The 17,470-nt window shown below is 69.6% G+C and carries 11 protein-coding genes and 1 pseudogene; 6 read left to right on the top strand and 6 right to left on the bottom strand.

All coding sequences use genetic code 11. From position 1 onward, the window contains the following. Window positions 1–917: 917 nt before the first annotated feature. The 3 genes from QM779_RS10495 to QM779_RS10485 form a co-directional block, all read right to left on the bottom strand. Complete coding sequence (locus QM779_RS10495) at window positions 918–2,561, bottom strand: hypothetical protein (protein ID WP_428534914.1); 1,644 nt, start codon at window positions 2,559–2,561, stop codon at window positions 918–920. Between the two features lie 62 nt (window positions 2,562–2,623). After that, on the bottom strand, window positions 2,624–2,914 hold the full coding sequence (locus QM779_RS10490) for a helix-turn-helix domain-containing protein (protein WP_428534912.1): 291 nt from the start codon (window positions 2,912–2,914) through the stop codon (window positions 2,624–2,626). A 386-nt stretch (window positions 2,915–3,300) separates the two neighbouring features. Further along, the gene (locus tag QM779_RS10485) at window positions 3,301–5,061 is read right to left on the bottom strand and encodes a DUF222 domain-containing protein (protein ID WP_428534910.1); all 1,761 of its coding nucleotides are present in this window, start codon (window positions 5,059–5,061) and stop codon (window positions 3,301–3,303) included. A 176-nt stretch (window positions 5,062–5,237) separates the two neighbouring features. Between QM779_RS10485 and QM779_RS10480 the strand changes: the two are divergent. After that, window positions 5,238–6,209 (top strand): annotated as a pseudogene (locus QM779_RS10480) (integrase core domain-containing protein); the annotation flags it as partial. Between the two features lie 427 nt (window positions 6,210–6,636). Continuing rightward, a complete protein-coding gene (locus QM779_RS10475) occupies window positions 6,637–10,155 on the top strand; it encodes a helicase-related protein (protein WP_428534908.1) in 3,519 nt (1,172 codons plus the stop codon). A gap of 190 nt (window positions 10,156–10,345) precedes the next feature. Here the strand turns inward: QM779_RS10475 and QM779_RS10470 are convergent, their stop codons facing one another. Continuing rightward, window positions 10,346–11,260 carry an HNH endonuclease gene (locus QM779_RS10470; RefSeq protein WP_428534906.1) on the bottom strand — a complete coding sequence of 305 codons (915 nt, stop codon included), beginning with the start codon at window positions 11,258–11,260 and terminating at the stop codon, window positions 10,346–10,348. A 297-nt stretch (window positions 11,261–11,557) separates the two neighbouring features. Between QM779_RS10470 and QM779_RS10465 the strand changes: the two genes are divergently transcribed. The 3 genes from QM779_RS10465 to QM779_RS10455 are packed head-to-tail and all read left to right on the top strand — an operon-like array spanning window position 11,558 to window position 14,981. Next, window positions 11,558–13,039, top strand: a complete 1,482-nt coding sequence (locus tag QM779_RS10465; protein ID WP_428534904.1) for a DUF1156 domain-containing protein — start codon at window positions 11,558–11,560, stop codon at window positions 13,037–13,039. Window positions 13,040–13,082: 43 nt separating this feature from the next. Next, window positions 13,083–14,366: a DUF1156 domain-containing protein gene (locus QM779_RS10460; RefSeq protein ID WP_428534902.1), complete on the top strand. Its 1,284-nt coding sequence runs from the start codon at window positions 13,083–13,085 to the stop codon at window positions 14,364–14,366. A gap of 54 nt (window positions 14,367–14,420) precedes the next feature. Beyond that, window positions 14,421–14,981 (top strand): hypothetical protein, encoded by a 561-nt coding sequence (locus QM779_RS10455; RefSeq protein ID WP_428534900.1) that lies wholly within the window; start codon window positions 14,421–14,423, stop codon window positions 14,979–14,981. 46 nt (window positions 14,982–15,027) lie between these two features. Here QM779_RS10455 and QM779_RS10450 read toward each other — a convergent pair whose 3' ends face one another. Together QM779_RS10450 and QM779_RS10445 are read right to left on the bottom strand one after the other, a co-directional pair. Beyond that, a complete protein-coding gene (locus QM779_RS10450) occupies window positions 15,028–15,414 on the bottom strand; it encodes a type II toxin-antitoxin system VapC family toxin (protein ID WP_428534898.1) in 387 nt (128 codons plus the stop codon). Next, window positions 15,411–15,665: a CopG family transcriptional regulator gene (locus QM779_RS10445; protein WP_428534896.1), complete on the bottom strand. Its 255-nt coding sequence runs from the start codon at window positions 15,663–15,665 to the stop codon at window positions 15,411–15,413. The genes QM779_RS10450 and QM779_RS10445 overlap by 4 nt, the downstream gene beginning before the upstream one ends. Before the next feature lie 124 nt (window positions 15,666–15,789). On the opposite strand from QM779_RS10445, the gene QM779_RS10440 reads away from it, so the two are divergent. Further along, complete coding sequence (locus tag QM779_RS10440) at window positions 15,790–17,469, top strand: DUF262 domain-containing protein (RefSeq protein WP_428534894.1); 1,680 nt, start codon at window positions 15,790–15,792, stop codon at window positions 17,467–17,469. Window position 17,470 lies beyond the last annotated feature (1 nt).

Raw genomic sequence — 17,470 nt, 5'->3', positions numbered from 1 at the left:
GCGCCGTCGTTGTCGTCCCGCGCATCGTCTTGTCATCCCGGGCCTGACCGGGATCTCCGGGACAAGGCGGACTGCACGGACGCCGGAGATCCCGGCTTTCGCCGGGATGACGGGGTCGCCCGTCCACTTCAAGGTGGACGGATTGTCGTGACGACGCCGCACAACCGTCCACTCCAAGGTGGGCGGGAACTGGGTGCGCGTCGTCCCACGTTTCGTTGTCATCCCGGGCTTGACCCGGGATCTCCGTGTGGGTGGTGTCGGCGGCGTCGCCGAGATCCCGGCTTTCGCCGGGAGGACGGGGTCGGCCGTCCAGTTCAAGGTGGACGGATAGTCGTGACTACGCCGCACAACCGTCCACTTCAAGGTGGACAGGAGCTGTGTGCGCCGTCGTTGTCGTCCCGCGCTTGGTTGTCATCCCGGGCTTGACCCGGGATCTCCGTGTGGGCGCTGGCGGTCTGTGTCGCCGAGATCCCGGCTTTCGCCGGGATGACAAAGGTCGGCCGTCCAGTTCAGGGTGGACGGATAGTCGTGACTACGCCGCACAACCGTCCACTTCAGGGTGGACGGGAGCTGTGTGCGCCGTCGTCCCACGCTTCCTTGTCATCCCGGGCTTGACCCGGGATCTCCGTGTGGGTGGTGTCGGCGGCGTCGCCGAGATCCCGGCTTTCGCCGGGAGGACGGGGTCGGCCGTCCAGTTCAAGGTGGACGGATAGTCGTGACTACGCCGCACAACCGTCCACTCCAAGGTGGACAGGAGCTGGGTGCGCGTCGTCCCACGCTTTCGTTGTCATCCCGGGCTTGACCCGGGATCTCCGCGTTGTTGCCGTCGGCAGTTGTTGTGGACATCCGGCGTCCCTGGGAACGCCGGGCAACTCAGCCCGGGACTCCGGACGTGGCTCCCGCGCGCGTGCGCGTCCTCAGAGGCCGAAGGTGATGGTCACCTTGCCATCGGAGAGCGTCGCGTACACCGAGTGGATGCTGGAGTAGCCGCGCCAGTGGATCCCGTTGGTCGAGTAGCAGTAGACGCGGGTCTTCACTGACACGTTGCCGGTGGCGCTGCCGGCGGCGAAGAGCTTCGGCTTGAGCTTCTTCATCGCGTTGCTGCCGCTGGTCACGTCCCAGTTGATCGTGGCGGGCCGGACCTTGTTCTTGCCGGGGAGCCACGTCGAGAAGCCACAGCCCTTCGGAGTGAGGGAGTGCTTGGCGATGCACGAGTCCAGCTTGGCCTGGGCGGCCTTACGGATGGCGGAGACGCCCGAGTCGCTGAGCTTCACGGTGACGGTGGCGGGGTCCGCGCCCGCCGTGGTGTCGACGACGTCGATGGTGCCGCCGGAGATCCGGTACCACTGGTCGGCGCTGGCGATCGTGTACTGGCCGGGGAAGACGTTGGCGTTGTCGGTGAACGCCACCCCGTTGACCGTGAGCTCGACGCCCTGTGCGGCGGAGGCGTCCACCGGAAGCGGAACGGCGACGCTGTCCAGGAGCCAGACCCCGGAGACCAGGCTGGCATCGAAGGTCGTGCTGACCGGGGTGGACCCGAGGGTGTAGCTCGCGGACACGGTCTGGTGGTCGGAACCGGTGCCTGCCGTGGTGGTGATGTCGCTGATCGGGGCGGCGGCGAGGCTCGCGGCCAGGACGTCGTCAGTGAGCAGTGACCTCTCGGTGGGCGGGGCGGCGGCGTAGGACAGGGCTGTGGCCGAGTCGCCGCTGGCGAGTGCCTCAAGGTAGCCGCGGACGGCGGACGCGGCATCGGCTGACTGGGGAGGCGCGGAGGCGGATGCCCCTCCCGACGATGGGCCGGTCGTGGCCCCCGTGCTCGGGGTGGTGGTGGCGGTGCTGCCCCTGGTCAGAGCGGACACTGCGATCAGGATGATGATGAGCCCGCCGACGCCGAGCGCGATCAGGAGGGGCACCCTGTTCTTCGGCTTCTGCGGCGGGCCACCGTTCGGGGCCTGCGGAGGTTGGCCCTGCCCGTAGGTCGCCTGCCCGGGGTACTGCTGCCCGTAGGGAGGCTGGCCCGCGTAGGGCTGTCCGCCCTGGCCCGCGTACTGCTGCCCTGGGTACTGCTGGCCGGGCTGGCCCGGGTAAGGCTGTGCGTAGCTTGCGCCCTGGGGAGCGGAGTACGGTACGCCGGCCTGCGGATACTGCCCGTACTGCGCCGCCCCTGAGCCGGGCTGGGGCGGGTACTGCTGCCCGTACGGCTGGGGCTGACCGTACTGCTGGCCCGGGTACGGGTTCTGCTGCGAGGGCTGGCCGTACGGCTGCGGCTGCACCGGCGGTTGCGGCTGGCCATAGGAAGGCTGACCGGGGGCCCGGGGCTGGCCGCCGTCCGGGTTCACGGGCTGGCCGGGAGGTTGTGCAGGGAAGACCGGCGGCCCGTACTGCAGCGTCTGCTCGGGTATGGCCTGGGTTGGTGCATCGGACGGATCCGTGCTGGCGGGGGGAGATGGCTGGCTGCCCGGCTGCTGCGGGGGAGCCGCGGGATCGCTGGCTGCCGGCTCGCCAGCACCCGGCCGTGGCCGCTGCGGCGTCTCGTCCATCGGGTTCTGATCGTTGGTCACGGTCGCTCCCACAGTCCTTCGTCTTGGTGGCTGTCACCCTAGCGGCCGGACGTCGGTATGGATCAGGACTCGGGCAGGTCGGCGTCCGGATCGATGAGGACGGCCGGACTGACCCCGAAGGCCTCCGCGAGGTGGTAGAGGGTGTCGAGGCGAGGATTGCCGCGTCCGAGCTCCCTTGTGACGGGGTCGCGGGTGTTGTTCCGCGAGTGCTCGATGTTCTGGATCTGGTTCCGCGAGACGCCCGAGAGGTGGGCGAGCTCCTCCTGCGTGAGCTTCCGCTGTCGACGCAGGTCGTACACCTTCCTGCCGAGTTGCCTGGCCGCCCTGTCGAGCTGGGCGGGGTCGGCGGGCACAGCCCCACCCTCTCGGCCGACTGTGCAGGAGTCAGCCCAATGCATTGGGTATTGCGCAATCCAGTGTGCGCAGGGACGGCCCGCGGCGGGCGAGGGCCATCCGTTGCCGGAAGGCCATCCGATTCGACGGAGGTGCGCGGCCCTCAGTGGTGCTGTGCTGAGATCCCGGGTCAAGCCCGGGATGACGGTGCTGGGGTGGGCCGTTCAGCTTCGGGTCCGGTGGTGGGTGGTCTGCGAGGCGAACGGACACGCGGATTCAACGGAGGGTGTGTGGCGGTCCGTGCCCGCTGTGCTGAGATCCCGGGTCAAGCCCGGGATGACGGTGCTGGTGTGGGTTGTTCGGGTTCGGGTCGGGTGGTGGTGAAGGAGGTTCGCAAGGCGCCTGGTCAGGGGGCATATGCCAGCCAACGGATCGGCTGGGGCGTGTCGTGGCCACACCCCAGCCTCGGGGCCGCGACCGAGGCCCTCGGCGCAGGCTCCATCCTGTCGTACCGCTGGACCACCCTTCGCGCCGCGGTCGCAACCCCCTCAGGCCGCGACCCGCCCATCCCGGCCCGCGACCCGGCCTCAGGCCGCGGCGGATCCTGCCGCGGCCGCCCCTTCCTCCGCGGTCCCGTTTCGTTCGCGCGCGGCGGCGACCCTTCGTGCGGTCGTGGTGCCACGTCCGTCGGTGGCGCCACTTGCTGAGGCGGTTGCTCCGTCCCGTCCCGTCGCGGTGGTCGCGTCCGGCTGCCCCTTGAAGACCCTGATCCGCCCTGGGGTGGGTCGGTCCCGGTCGCCGGGGACGCGCCGCCCACCGCGGCGGCTCCGGCCGTGCGCGCGCAGAATCGCTGGTGCCGCACCGGCTTCCGCTGCGGGTCCTGGCGAGCGGGCGGGACCGCTTCGGGTACTCCGTCAGGACCCAGTCGCATCAGCCACTGGTCGCGCACGCCGTAGCGGGCGGGCTCGACGAGCGCATGGTGGTGGTGGCAGAGCAGGACGAGGTTCGACAGAGCCGTCACGCCGCCGGCCCTCCACGGCACGATGTGGTGGGCTTCGCAGGCGTTGGGTCGGGTCTGGCAGCCGGGGAAGGCGCAGCCGCCGTCCCTGAGCATGAGCGCTGTGCGGATGGCGGGCGTGACCAGGCGGTTCGCTCGCCCGACGTCCAGCACCTCACTGGCGCCACCGAGGACGGCCGGGACCAGGTCGGCGTCGCAACACAGCCGGCGCAACTCCCCGGCCGACAGCTGCTCGCCGTCTGCGATCAGCCCGGCCCCCGCAGCGCCTCGCCGGAGGGCCTCGTGGTCGAGCGTCACAACCACGCGCGGCCGGTCGCCGCCGACCGAGGGACCCTGTCGCCCACGCTCCCGGTCGCGGATCATCGCCACCAGTGCGTCGGCGCGTCGTTGCCCCGGCGTCGGGCTCACGGCCAGCGGGTCGCGCTCCTCCAGGGCGGTGCGACGTTGCGACTCCATGTAGGCGTCGAGCTGCACCAGCCACGCCTCCGCGTCCGTGCGCGGCAGGCTGCCCCGGAAGGAGACCGAGCCGTTGCCGTCCCGGAAGAAGACCAGCGACCGGTTGCGGTGGGCGGCCTCCGCCTCGCGCTGCAGCCGCTGCTCGAGCTGTTCGTCCGCCGAGGCCGGCGCCACCGCCGCGAGCACGTCGCCCGCTGCCCTGGCCAGGCGGTCGGCGTCCATCGTGGACGCCAGCCCGACCATCACTCGTTCCGCGCTCGCGCGCTGGGCGTCGTCGAGCTGGGACGCCAATGAGCCCAGGACGTCGGTGATCGCCTTCGCCTGCCCGGCTCCGATCCGTCCGTCCGCCGCCGCGGCACCCACCGCGGGATGGTCGGCCAGTGCACGGGAGCGGTGCAGCAGCCCGGCGGACTCCCGGCGGGAGAGGTTGCCGTCGATCGACAGCCACGACGAGGTCGGTGTGCCGGACGCGCGCTCGGCGGCCTGCACCCGATCAGCCTCCCCGATCAGGAGTTGCGCGAGCGCCGTGACCCTGTCGGCCAGCACCCGTGCACTCCGGGCCCACTCCAATCTGGTCGGCGCCGGCAGCCCTGACCGGTCCTGATCGACCCGGTCGAGCAGGTCCCTGATGGACGCCAGCACCTGCCCCGCCGGCAGCGTGCCGGCGGTCGCGGGACCGGTCTGGAACTCCATGACTCCAGTGAAACACTCGCCTCCGACATTTTCGAGCACCTGAGCGATTTTCGGTGTTGTCCGAATGTTGCAGACCCACTGTCATCTCTCAGGACATCGGTGACGGTTCTGCGTCAGGACATCGGTGACGGTTCCGGGGTTCTTGGTGGTGACACTTCCTCGGCAGGGTTGGCCGGATGGCTGCCAACGACCCCATCGATCCTGTTGTCCGTCTCGCGATCGCCGAGTGGCCCGACGACGCCCCTCGTGGTGCGGTGTCGACGTTCTGTGCCGAGCACGGAATCTCGCGCAAGTCGTTCTACGAGCTGCGCAAACGGGCACGGGTCAACGGGCAGGCGGCGGTCCTCGAACCGAGGTCGCGGCGGCCGAGGTCGTCCCCGACGCGGCTGAGCGAGCAGGTGAAGGCGCAGGCGGTCGCGGTCCGCAAGGTGCTGGAGTCCTCCGGGTTGGATCACGGCCCGATCAGCGTGCACGACAAGATGACCGCGATGGGCCTGCCGGTGGTGCCCTCCACCGCAGCGTTGGCCCGCATCTTCCGCCAGGCCGGCGTGGCCCGGGCCGAGCCGAAGAAGAGGCCACGGGCCGCGTGGCGCCGGTTCGTCTATCCGGCACCGAACGCGTGCTGGCAGCTCGACGCGACCGAGTACGTGCTCACCGGTGGCCGAAAGTGTGTGGTCTTCCAGCTGATCGATGACCACTCCCGCTACGCGGTCGCCTCCCACGTCGCCTGGAGCGAAACCTCCGCTGCGGCGATCGCGGTGGTCGACAAGGGCATCGCCGCCCACGGCGTCCCCCAACGCCTCCTCAGTGACAACGGTGCCGCGCTCAACCCGTCCCGGCGCGGTGTCACCGGACAACTCTTCACCCACGTGACCCGGATGGGCATCCACGCGATCACCGGCAAGCCCTACAAGCCGACCACCCAGGGCAAGAACGAACGCTTCCACCAAACCCTGTTCCGCTGGCTCGACGCCCAACCCCTCGCCGAGTCCCTGGCGGAACTGCAAGCCCAGGTCGACACCTTCGACCGGATCTACAACACCCAGCGGCCCCACCAAGGCCTGCCCGGCCGGGTCACCCCCGAGACCGCCTGGCTCGCCACTCCGAAAGCCGCACCACCCCGCCCCCTGACCAGCCAGCCGACCCCTCCCCGCCCCCGCAAGCGACGCCGACCCGCACCGGCGCCCGACCTGCCCGCCGGCACCGTGATCCGCCACCTGACCAGCCAAGGAACCTTCGGACTCGACAACGTCCGATACCTCGTCGGCCCCGAACACGGCCTCGCCGAAGTCCTCGTCCAGCAACACGACGACCAGATCACCGTCATCGACCACAACGGCGAGATCCTCCTGGAAACCACCCGACCAGCGGCCGGGGTGACCTACGTCGGCCGGACCCGCAGCACCCACCGAACGTCACCGAAGTCCTGACACACGATCCGTCACCGATGTCCTGATGCTGAACTGTCACCGCTGTCCTGAGACATCACAATGTTGCAGACCCACGGCAGCCGACCGCGGCGCACCCCGTCAGCCCTGCGCAATAGAGTCAGCCCAACGAGTTGGGAGGGATGCGGTGCGGCTCGAGGACATCCTCATCGGGGCGAAGCTGGTCGGCGTCGTGCCCGGCGAACACGTGGACGCGCTGCACACCGCGTGGCACGGGCAGGACGCCGTCGGCCTGGTGTTCCGCCGCGCCGACGGTTCGATCAGCGAACGCGTCCTGTATCGCGCCGACGAGGACGCACTGGCGCCCGCCGCGTCGAAGGGCCGTCCGTTCGACGCCCCGGGCAGCGACTTCAAACTGGCCGCGGAGGCGCAGCGGATCACCCTCGCCGGTCTGTTCGACCCGATGGTGGCCGTCGCCACGAGCGCGGTGGAACCGCTGCCGCACCAGCTCCGCGCCGTATACGGCGAACTCCTTCCCCGCACGCCACTGCGGTTCCTGCTGGCCGACGACCCCGGCGCAGGCAAGACGATCATGGCCGGCCTCTACATCAAGGAGCTGATCCTCCGCCAGGACGTCCGCCGATGCCTCGTGGTCGCTCCCGGTGGCCTCGTCGACCAGTGGCAGGACGAACTCTTCTTCAAGTTCGGGCTGCGCTTCGACATCCTCTCTCCCGGCATGGCCGAGGCATCCCTGGGCGGTTCGGTCTTCGAGAGACACCCGCTCCTGATCGCCCGGATGGACCAGCTCTCCCGCACCGACGAACTGCTGGAGGCCGCCCAGGACGCCGAATGGGACCTGGTCGTCGTGGACGAGGCGCACCGGATGAGCGCGCACTACTTCGGCAACAAGCTCACCAAGACCCGGCGGTTCCAGCTCGGCGAGCTCCTCGCCTCCCGCACGCGTCACCTGCTGTTGATGACGGCCACCCCCCACTCCGGCAAGGAGGAGGACTTCCAGCTGTTCCTGAGTCTGCTCGATCCCGACGGTTTCGAGGGACGCTTCCGCCAGGGCGTCCACGACACCGGGACGCAGGGCCTGATGCGCCGGATGGTGAAGGAGGACTTGCTCACCTTCGAGGGCCGGCCCCTGTTCCCCGAGCGGATCGCGATCACGGTGCCGTACCGGCTGAGCGATGCCGAGGAGCAGCTCTACCAGCAGGTCACCGAGTACGTCCGGGAGGGAATGAACCGGGCCGACCGGCTCGACGACAGCCGCCGCAACACCGTCGGATTCGCCCTCACCGTGCTGCAGCGGCGGCTCGCGTCCAGCCCGGAGGCGATCCACCAGTCGCTGATCCGGAGGGCGGCCCGGCTGCGCCAGCGCCGTGAGGCGCTCGAACGGGGTGAGACGCCCGAGCCGCCGACGCGCGACACCGACCTGCTCGACGCGGACGAGTTTGCAGCCGACGACGTGGAGACCATCGAGGAGGAACTCGTCGACGCCGCGACCGCGGCCCGCACGATCGCCGAGCTCGACGTCGAGCTCGCCGACCTGGACCGCCTGGTCGGGGCGGCGGCCCACGTGGTCGCGTCCGGCACCGACCGGAAGTGGGCCGAGCTGCGCACGATCCTCGAGTCCGGTGTGCCGGACGCGGCGGGCGGCACCTCCGTCGCGACGGACCGCCCTGGGAGCGGGCCCTCCTCGCCGCAGGGGAAGCTGATCGTCTTCACCGAGCACCGCGACACCTTGAACTACCTGCGCCGCCGCATCGCCACCGTTCTCGGGCGGCCGGACGCGGTCGTGGCGATCCACGGCGGGGTGCAGCGGACGGAGCGGCGCCGGCTCACCGAGGAGTTCACCAAGAACCCCGACTGTCGCATCCTGCTCGCCACGGACGCGGCCGGCGAGGGCCTGAACCTCCAGGCCGCACACCTGATGGTGAACTACGACCTGCCCTGGAATCCGAACCGGATCGAGCAGCGGTTCGGCCGCATCCACCGGATCGGGCAGACCGAGGTCTGCCGGCTCTGGAACCTGGTCGCCGACAACACCCGGGAGGGCGAGGTCTTCACTCGCCTGCTGGGCAAGATCGAGGAGCAGCGCCAGGCCTACGGCGGCAAGGTCTTCGACGTCCTCGGAGAGGCGTTCGCCGAGCGTCCGCTGCGCGAGCTGCTGATCGAGGCCGTCCGGTACGGCGAGCAGCCGGAGGTGCGGGCCCGGATGGAGCAGGTGATCGACGAACGCGTCGCGGAGGGCCTGCCCGAGCTGATCGCCGAACGCGCCCTCGCCGCGGAGGTGCTGAACGAGTCCGAGGTCGCCGAACAGCGGCGGCGGATGGACGAGGCCAGGGTGCGAAGGCTCCAGCCGCACTACATCGAACTGGCGTTCCGGGCGGCCTTCACCCGCCTTGGCGGCCGGCTGTCCCGGCGCGAAGCGGGTCGGTTCGAGATCACCCACGTCCCGGCCGCTCTCCGCGTCGGACGGACGGTGGCGACCCGCTACGAGCGGGTGGCCTTCGACCAGGCGCGAGTGGAGGTGCCGGACGGTCCGCGCGCGGACCTGCTCGCTCCCGGGCATCCGCTCCATGACGCCGTGATGGCCGCCGCGATCGAGAAGTGGGGGCCGAGCCTGGAACGCGGCACTGTCCTCGTGTCGCCGACGGCCACGGCGCCGTCCCTGCTGGTCGGTGTCGTGGAGGAGATCACCGACGCCACGGGGGCGAGCGTGGCGCGGCGCTTCGGCTACGCCTTCGTCGACCCGCGCGGGACGGTGCGGGACGCGGGCCCGGCCCCTTACCTGGACTGCGTGGCGCTGCCGGAGGTGGCGACGAGCGCCGCGGTCGCGGGGTCGACGCACCCCGGCATCGACCGGGATGCCACCTCTTGGTCGAGTGCGGAAGTCGCGGCCACCAGCTGGTTCGTGGCAGAGCGCCTGCCGGCCTATCTGGCCGAGGTCGGCGCCGCCCGCGCGGCGGAGCTGCAACGAGCGCGGGAACGGGTCGTGCAGCGCCTGCACCAGGAGATCAACCGGCTCGCCGCCGAGGCGATCGTGGTGGCCGGACGCGAGCGCGCCCACGCGCAGGGGGGATCGGCTGCCGCAGCGCCGCGCGGCCCGAGCGCCGAGGCGCTGTCGCGGCGGGCGTCCGAACTGGAGGCGCGGCTCGACCATCGGCTGGCGGAGATCGACCGCCAGCGGGCCCTCTCCACCCGGCCGCCGCGCGTGGTCTGCGCAGCGCTGGTGATCCCGGCGTCGGCCCTGCCCGGGGCGGCCCCGGACGTCCGCGATGAGGTCGTCGCCGCCGCCCGTGCCGCCGTGGCGACGAAGGAAGTCGAACGCAGGGGCGTGGAGCTCGTGCTGGCCAGCGAGCGCGCACTGGGCCGGTCGCCGGTCGAGCAGCCGTTCAACAACCCCGGCTTCGACGTCCTGTCCGGTGTTCCGGGCGGCGACCCCGTCCGGATCGAGGTGAAGGCGCGGATCGCTGGCGCAGACGACTTCTTCGTTACCCACAACGAGGTCATCTTCGGCCGGAACGCTGCCCCTCGCTACCGGCTCGCGCTCGTCCGGGTCGATCCGCGAGGCCCGGACTTCGACGAGGTGCGCTACCTCGACGATCCGTTCGCGGGCGTCGACCTCGGCGGCTTCGACGCGGTCGGCCACCGCGGCGACTGGTCGCGGACCTGGGCCAAGGCCCGCGAACCCTTCTGATCAGCCTCCCGCCGGAGTGAGCAGAACCACATCACCCCGGCCTCGGCCTGGGTCGCCAGAAGGGACCCACCTGGTCCTGTCATCCCGGGCTTGACCCGGGATCTCCGGAAGAGGACCGACCGCACCGGACGGCGAGGCTCCGGCTGTCGCCGGCATGACCGGGGGAGAAGGAGTTGCCCCTTCGGTGCTCTCAGTGCAGGAAGACCTCGTCCATGTGCCAGCTGACCGCGTCCCGTGAAGGACGGTCGGCGCGTCGCTCCGGCAGGTCGATCGTTGACCCGGCACGGCCGTAGAACTCCGCGCCGTTGCCGAAGTCGTCCCGAAGACGTCGGCTCACCTGCAGGCGGAGCTTGTGGTCCACCCCCAGATAGCCCTTGTCGAACAAAGTGTGCACGTCGGAACGCAGCAGCAGGCCGTTGTCGAGCCGGTGCTGGCCGCCCTTGTGGACCGGCACGATGTGCGCGGCTTGCAGGGTCGGGGTGATCTTCGCCCCAGTGATCGCGCAATGGCGGTGGTAGGCGGTGAGTACCAGGCTCTTGAACGCTTCCTGTCCGAGCCGAGGGACGGTGAGTCGTGGTTCCCCGAACACCGGTCCGGAGACCATCGTGCCGGCGTCGACGAACACCCGGGGCACGACCAGGTCGAGATACGAGCTGTCGACGTAGTTCTTCCAGCGGACGATCGGCCCGGCGAAGTCCTCGGGAGCCGGCAGCGCCTCGGCGTCGGTGAGGAACGCAACGCTGTGCAGCATCACGCAGCCGATCTCCGGATCGGGCTCCCGTTGGCCGCTGCGATGGCTGTGGATCGCGGCCAACAGGTCGCCCTCGCTGGCGACGCCGTTGCCTTCCTCGAAGAACCGCCAGGCCTCGCTCACCCTGAGCCGGGTGTAGCCACTGACGACTCCACCCCCGATGATCCGGTTGGGCGGCATCGTGTCGGCGACGCCGCGGCGTCGGGACGAGTGGGTCTTGAACAGGAAGATGGTCCCGGACGACCCTCCGAATCCGACGGTGCCGGGCAGCCAGAAGTTCACCTCGTCCAGGTGAGGTCGATCCCGCAGGAAGGCGGCCCAGTCGTTGTCGGTGACCGCCACCACAGCCCGCATGGCGGCAGGCTATTGGTGTGGGTTGGCGCGGTCAGCCCAACGCGGTGGGTGGGGTCGGCGGCTGGACGAGTTCGAGGTCGCACTCGTTGACGCCCGACGCGTCGCCGTGATGTTCGCGAGACTCGACCGCATTCCGACCGGTTCTGACCGACCCCGGCGGCGCTTCAGCGGGCGCTGGAGCTCATCGGGGACGTGGCGGGCCTGGAGTCCCGGCATGCAAGGCGCGTAGCCACACGCATTCCACATGTCAGGTGCCAAGCCCAATAGGGTGTGCGAAGCACAACAAGTTGGGTGGAAATGGCGAAGAAGCTGATCGAGGTCTCCCTGCCTCTGGAGACGATCAACCGCGAGTCGGCAAGAGAGAAGTCGATCCGGCACGGGCATCCGTCGACGCTCCACCTGTGGTGGGCACGGCGTCCGCTGGCCGCGGCCCGGGCGGTGCTGTTCGCCCAACTGGTCGACGACCCGTCCGCGCACCCGGAGCTGTACCCGACCGAGGAGGCCCAGCGGGCGCGCCGAGCCGAACTGCACGAGCTGATTGAGCAGCTGGTGGTGTGGGAGAACACCACGGACGAGACCCTGCTCAACCGGGCGCGGCAGGAGATTCGCGCCTCGTGCGGCGGCAATCCGCCGCCGATCCTCGACCCCTTTGCCGGCGGCGGGACGATTCCGCTGGAGGCCCAGCGGCTCGGCCTGGAAGCGCACGCGTCCGACCTGAACCCTGTCGCGGTGCTGATCAACAAGGCGCTGATCGAGATTCCGCCGAAGTTCCGCGATCGGCCACCGGTGTTCCCGGGGCTGGCCGACACCCGGGCCAGCTGGCGAGGTGCCGAGGGCCTGGCCGCGGACGTGCGGGCCTACGGCGAGTGGATGAGGGACGAGGCCGAGCGGCGGATCGGCCACCTCTACCCGAAAGCCACCCTGCCCGACGGGACGCAGGCGCCGGTGATCGCGTGGATCTGGGCGCGGACGGTGCGCTGCCCCAACCCCGGCTGTGGCATCGAGATGCCGCTCGTGCGGTCGTGGTGGCTGGGCAAGAAGAAGGGCAAGGAGGCGTACGTCGTGCCGCGGGTCGTGGCGGACGCGAGCGATCCCAGCGGCAAGCGCGTGGAGTTCGGCATCGGGCATGACGCCGGGGGACCGAGCGCGGATGGCACCATGTCCGGCCGGCAGGGAGGCGTGTGCCTTGCCTGCGGAGGTGTTGTCGACAAGGACCACATCAAGTCCGAGGCGGTCGACGGCCGCATGAGTGCGGTCTTGATGGCCATCGTCGCCGAAGGACAGCGCCAACGCATCTACGTGCCTCCGACCTCCGAGCACATTGCGATGGCGAGCGTTGCGCGGCCTCCCGACGTCCCCGATCAAGAGTTGGGCTACGACCCTCGAAATCTCTGGACACCCGCCTACGGCCTGACCCGCTTCTCCGACCTGTTCACCAACCGCCAACTGGTCGCGCTCACCACCTTCAGCGACCTGGTGGGAGAGGCACGCGAGCGGGCGCTGGCCGACGTGTCGGCGGCCCTTCGTGACGCGGGCTCCCTCGCAAGCTCGGTAGCGCGCTCCTCAGGGACCGAGTACGCCGACGCGGTAGCGACCTACCTCGGCATCGTGTCGAGCCGCATCAACGACAGGAACTCAGCTGCTCTGCTCATGGGATGCCAGCCCGAGCAAGGAGCAGGTAAGGGGTGTCTTTGCGCGGCAGGCGATCCCGATGGCGTGGGACTTCTCCGAAGCCAACCCGTTTGCTCGGTCGAGTGGGACCTTTCGAGAGAGCATTGAGTGGGTGGGCCGAGTGGTAGATCGATTGCCCTCTGGTGCTGGCGTGGTTTCGCAGGGTGGCGCGCTCGAGGCGGCCAGTTCCACGGCACTGATATCCACCGATCCGCCCTACTACGACAACATCGGCTATTCGGACCTGTCCGACTTCTTCTATGTCTGGCTGCGGCGCACGCTTCGGGACATCTATCCGGACCTGCTCGGCACGATGCTGGTGCCGAAGGCGGAAGAGCTCGTCGCCAATCCCTATCGGCACGGCGGCAAGGAAGGCGCGAAGGACTTCTTCGAGGACGGCTTCCGAAAGGTGTTCGCTCGCGCGCGACAGTCGGCGCTGCCGGACTTCCCGATCACGGTCTACTACGCCTTCAAGCAGAGTGAGTCGAGCGAAGCGGGGGAGACGTCCACCGGCTGGGAGACCCTGCTGGAGGGGATGATCCGCTCCGGCTGGAGCATTACCGCCACGTGGCCCGTCCGCAGCGAACTGAGCAACAGGATGATCGCGTCCGACACCAACGCTCTCGCGTCCTCGATCGTGCTGGCGCTGCGGCCGCGTCCCGACGACGCGCCGACGACCGACCGGGCAGGGTTCATCGCGGCCCTGCAGGCGGAGCTTCCCGACGCGCTGCGCAAGCTTCAGCAGGGCGGCATCGCTCCCGTGGACCTGCCGCAGGCGGCGATCGGGCCGGGTATGGCGGTGTTCTCCCGGTACGCGAAGGTGGTGGAGGCGTCAGGGCAGCCGATGAGCGTGCACTCGGCGCTGGCGCGGATCAACGAGATCCTCGACCAGGTGCTGAACGAGCAGGAGGGCGACTTCGACGCCACCACCCGGTTCGCGCTCGCCTGGTACCGGCAGCACGGCTACACCACGGGCCAGTTCGGCGACGCCGACAACCTGGCGCGGGCCCGGAACACGTCCGTGGCCGCGATGGACCGCGACGAGATCCTCACCAGTCGCGCCGGCAAGGTGGCGCTGGTCCGGCCTGCGGACACCGACGCCGGCTACGACGTCACCACCGACGAGCACACCTCGGCCTGGGAGGTGCTGCACCACGTGATCCGCTCGGTGCAGTCCGAGACCGAGGGTGTCGGCCCGGCGGGGGAGTTGCTGGCGAGGGCGGCCGCGCGTCCGAACGGCCCGGTCGACCCCGACCTGGTGAAGGAGCTGGCCTTCCTGCTGTTCTCGATCGCCGAGAAGAACGGCTGGACCGCCGACGCGCTCGCCTTCAACACGATCGCCACCTCCTGGCCCGACGTCACCGCCGCCGCCCGCAGCGTCCCGGCCCGCAGCGAGCCGGTTCAGGGTGTCTTCGACTTCAGCGAGGAGGAGTAGGCCTCACCACCCGACGACAGCCGCGAGGTCCGGGGGTGGCGCTACGGTGCTCGCATGAGCGAGGACATCCGCGAAGCACTCCGTCCGCTGCTGGCCGGCCGCCAGGCGTTCACCCGGGGCGACGCGGTGGCCGAAGCCCTCGCCGGGATCGCCGATCCACAGCAGGTGATCGCCGACAACCTGCTCAACAAGGCGATGCGCGTGCTGGCCGACGACCGGGAGCGGGCGAGGGCCTACGTCGAGCGCGCCACGCGGCTCCCGGTCGGCCCGGACGGTCCGCCGGTCGCCATCGCCGCCCACATGATGCTGTACTCGCTGGTCACCGACGTCGTCCAGGACTCCGACGAGGACGACCACGACTGGCTCGACGCGGCGATCGAGGCTCTGGCTGTGGCGGACGAGACCGGCCGTTGCGAGCTCAGGGACGTCCTGGAGGCGATCGACCACGACTACTCCATCGATGCGGCGGAGAGCCGTCGACTGCGCGCGGCGCTCGCCGACGTCCCGCCACGGGCGGACATCCTCGACCTCAACCTTGCGGGGCAGGAACTGGTCCACCACGTGATGTCCACCCTCGACACCTGCCGCGCCTACGACGAGTGGTGGGCCGACTGAGCCGAACCGGCGGCATGGGGCGCTGAGCCGGGCGGCGTGTCTTCACCTACCGGGTCGACCGGAAGGGCGGCACCAGATCGGCGAACATGGGGTAGTGGCGGACGTTCAGGGTCGCCAACTCCAGGCCGCGCGTGTCGGCGGTCGCGGCGATCAGGTAGTCAGCGATCCCGATGCCCGAGTGGCTGCGGCGGTACTCCCGCATGAGTTCGCCCGCGCGGTGCGCGACCACCTCGGTCACCGGCTCGGTCCGAAAGGCCGACAACAGCAGGTGCACGTCCTTTCGCTCGTGGGTTCGCATCCCACCGGTGATCTCCGCGACCGTGACCACACTGATTGCCAGCGGACCGTCCACTCTGGACGTGCGCAGCCAGTCACGGGCAGACGCAGCTCCCCGCAGGTGGGCGATGAGTACATCGGTGTCGACGAGCCTCACTCGTCACCCCACAGGTCGGACAGCCAGCGTTCGCGTGCGCCGGCCGAGCGATCAGGAGTCTCCAGATCCGGCGCCGAGCCGAAGGAACCGTCGATCGCGGCGAGATCGGACGCCGGGTCGTCGTCGATGCCGGCGAGCCCACGGTCGAGGAGCTGCCTGATCACCTCGGCACGGGAGACGCCACGTCCCGTTGCGAGACGGTCGAGGGCCTCCGTCTGCTGCGCCGCGAGGTAGATGTTGGTTCGCTGCATACGCCAGATCATACATCGCTGCATCAACAGAACCATCCGGCTATGCCCATCGGTGGCATCGACCCACGCTGACAGTTGGTCTCGATACGGTAAGCACAACAGGTTGGGTAAAGGAGACTGGGTAGTGAAACAGCTGGACGCGGGGGAGTACCCGCTGCGGAAGATCTTCTCCTCCGACTTCCAGTTCTGGATCCCCGACTACCAGCGCCCCTACGCGTGGGGCGTCGAACAGGCGCTCCAACTCCTCGACGACCTCGAAGGCGCGCTCGACCGCGACACCGACGAGCCCTACTTCCTGGGTTCGATCGTGCTGGTCAAGGAGTCCGGTGCGGTCAAGGCCGACGTGATCGACGGTCAGCAGCGACTGACCACCCTTTCGATCCTCTTCGCCGTGCTTCGCGACGTGACCGGGAACCCTGCCCTCTCCACCGAACTGGGCAACCTCCTCGTGGAGCCGGGCCAGATCCTGGCCGGCACGACCGCTGAACAGCGACTCCGCCTCCGCAAGCGCGACAGCCAGTTCTTCCGGGACCATGTCCAGACCGCGGGCCGACTGGGAGCGCTGATCGCCCTCACGGACGCCGCTCTCGAGACCGACGCCCAGAAGGCGATCCGTGACAACGCGAAGGCGCTACATGAGCGCATCCAGAGCTGGCCGGATGCGAAGCTCCAGACTTTCGCAGCGATGGTGGGCACCCGCACGTTCCTCGTGGTGGTGAGCACGCCCGACCTGAACAGCGCCCACCGGATCTTCAGCGTGATGAACGCCCGCGGCCTCGACCTGAGCCCCTCGGACATCTTCAAGGCACAGGTGATTGGCGCGATCGGGTCCGACGAGCAGTCGGCGACCTACGCGGACAAGTGGGAGCAGGAGGAACAGGACCTCGGCAGGGACGGCTTCGCCGAGCTCTTCGGCCACGTCCGGATGATCTTCGCCAAGGAGCGCGGTCGCCGGGAACTGCTGATCGAGTTCCCGCAGCAGGTACTGAACGGCTACCTGCCCGAGCGGGCCAAGGAGTTCGTGGACGAGGTGCTCATCCCCTACTCCGACGCGTACGAGCACCTGATCACCCAGAACTATCCCCATGACGCCACGTGGAGCCCTGTGAACGCCTGGCTGGCACGACTGATGCAGGTGGACAACAGTGACTGGCGTCCCGCCGCACTCTGGGCGCTCCGTCACCACGCGGACGAGCCGGCGTTCCTGGCCGCATTCCTCGAGCGGCTGGAACGACTTGCCGCCAGCATGCTCATTCGTCGGGTGTACGCGACGCCGCGTGCAACCAGGTACGCCGAGCTACTGAGGGAACTGGAGCGCGGTCTCGGTCTGGATGCGCCGTCGTTCGGGCTCAGTGCGGAAGAGAGACTCGAGACACGGCGCCGGCTGGAGGGCGAGATCTACCTGGTCGCACCGGTCCGCAAGTATGTGCTGCTTCGGCTTGATGAGCGCCTCGCGAACCAACCGGGCGTCAGCTACCAGCACAAGCTGATCACCGTCGAGCACGTCCTGCCGCAGACCCCGAAGACGGACAGCGCCTGGGCGCGGGAGTTCTCCGAGGACGAGCGGACGTCATGGACGCACCGGCTGGCGAACCTCGTCCTGCTCAACCGGGCCAAGAACAGTGAAGCCCAGAGGTTCGACTTCGGCGAGAAGAAGACGCGGTACTTCACCGGGCCGAACGGCGTCGCCGTCTTCGCCCTCACCAAGGGAGTGCTGCAGGAGTTCGAGTGGACGCCGCAGGTGCTCGAACGACGTCAACGGAAGCTGCTCGACCTACTCGGCTCGATGTGGGGGCTGAACTGAC

The organism is Propionicimonas sp. (assembly GCF_049840635.1).
Lineage (GTDB): Bacteria > Actinomycetota > Actinomycetes > Propionibacteriales > Propionibacteriaceae > Propionicimonas.
This window is presented reverse-complemented; position numbering and strand designations above follow the sequence as displayed.

Bases quoted from the DNA above. Each gene is read 5' to 3' on its own strand.
- QM779_RS10485 (WP_428534910.1), bottom strand. From the start codon at position 5,061: ATGGAGTTCCAGACCGGTCCCGCGACCGCCGGCACGCTGCCGGCGGGG.
- QM779_RS10470 (WP_428534906.1), bottom strand. From the start codon at position 11,260: ATGCGGGCTGTGGTGGCGGTCACCGACAACGACTGGGCCGCCTTCCTG.
- QM779_RS10465 (WP_428534904.1), top strand. From the start codon at position 11,558: ATGGCGAAGAAGCTGATCGAGGTCTCCCTGCCTCTGGAGACGATCAAC.
- QM779_RS10445 (WP_428534896.1), bottom strand. From the start codon at position 15,665: ATGCAGCGAACCAACATCTACCTCGCGGCGCAGCAGACGGAGGCCCTC.
- QM779_RS10455 (WP_428534900.1), top strand. From the start codon at position 14,421: ATGAGCGAGGACATCCGCGAAGCACTCCGTCCGCTGCTGGCCGGCCGC.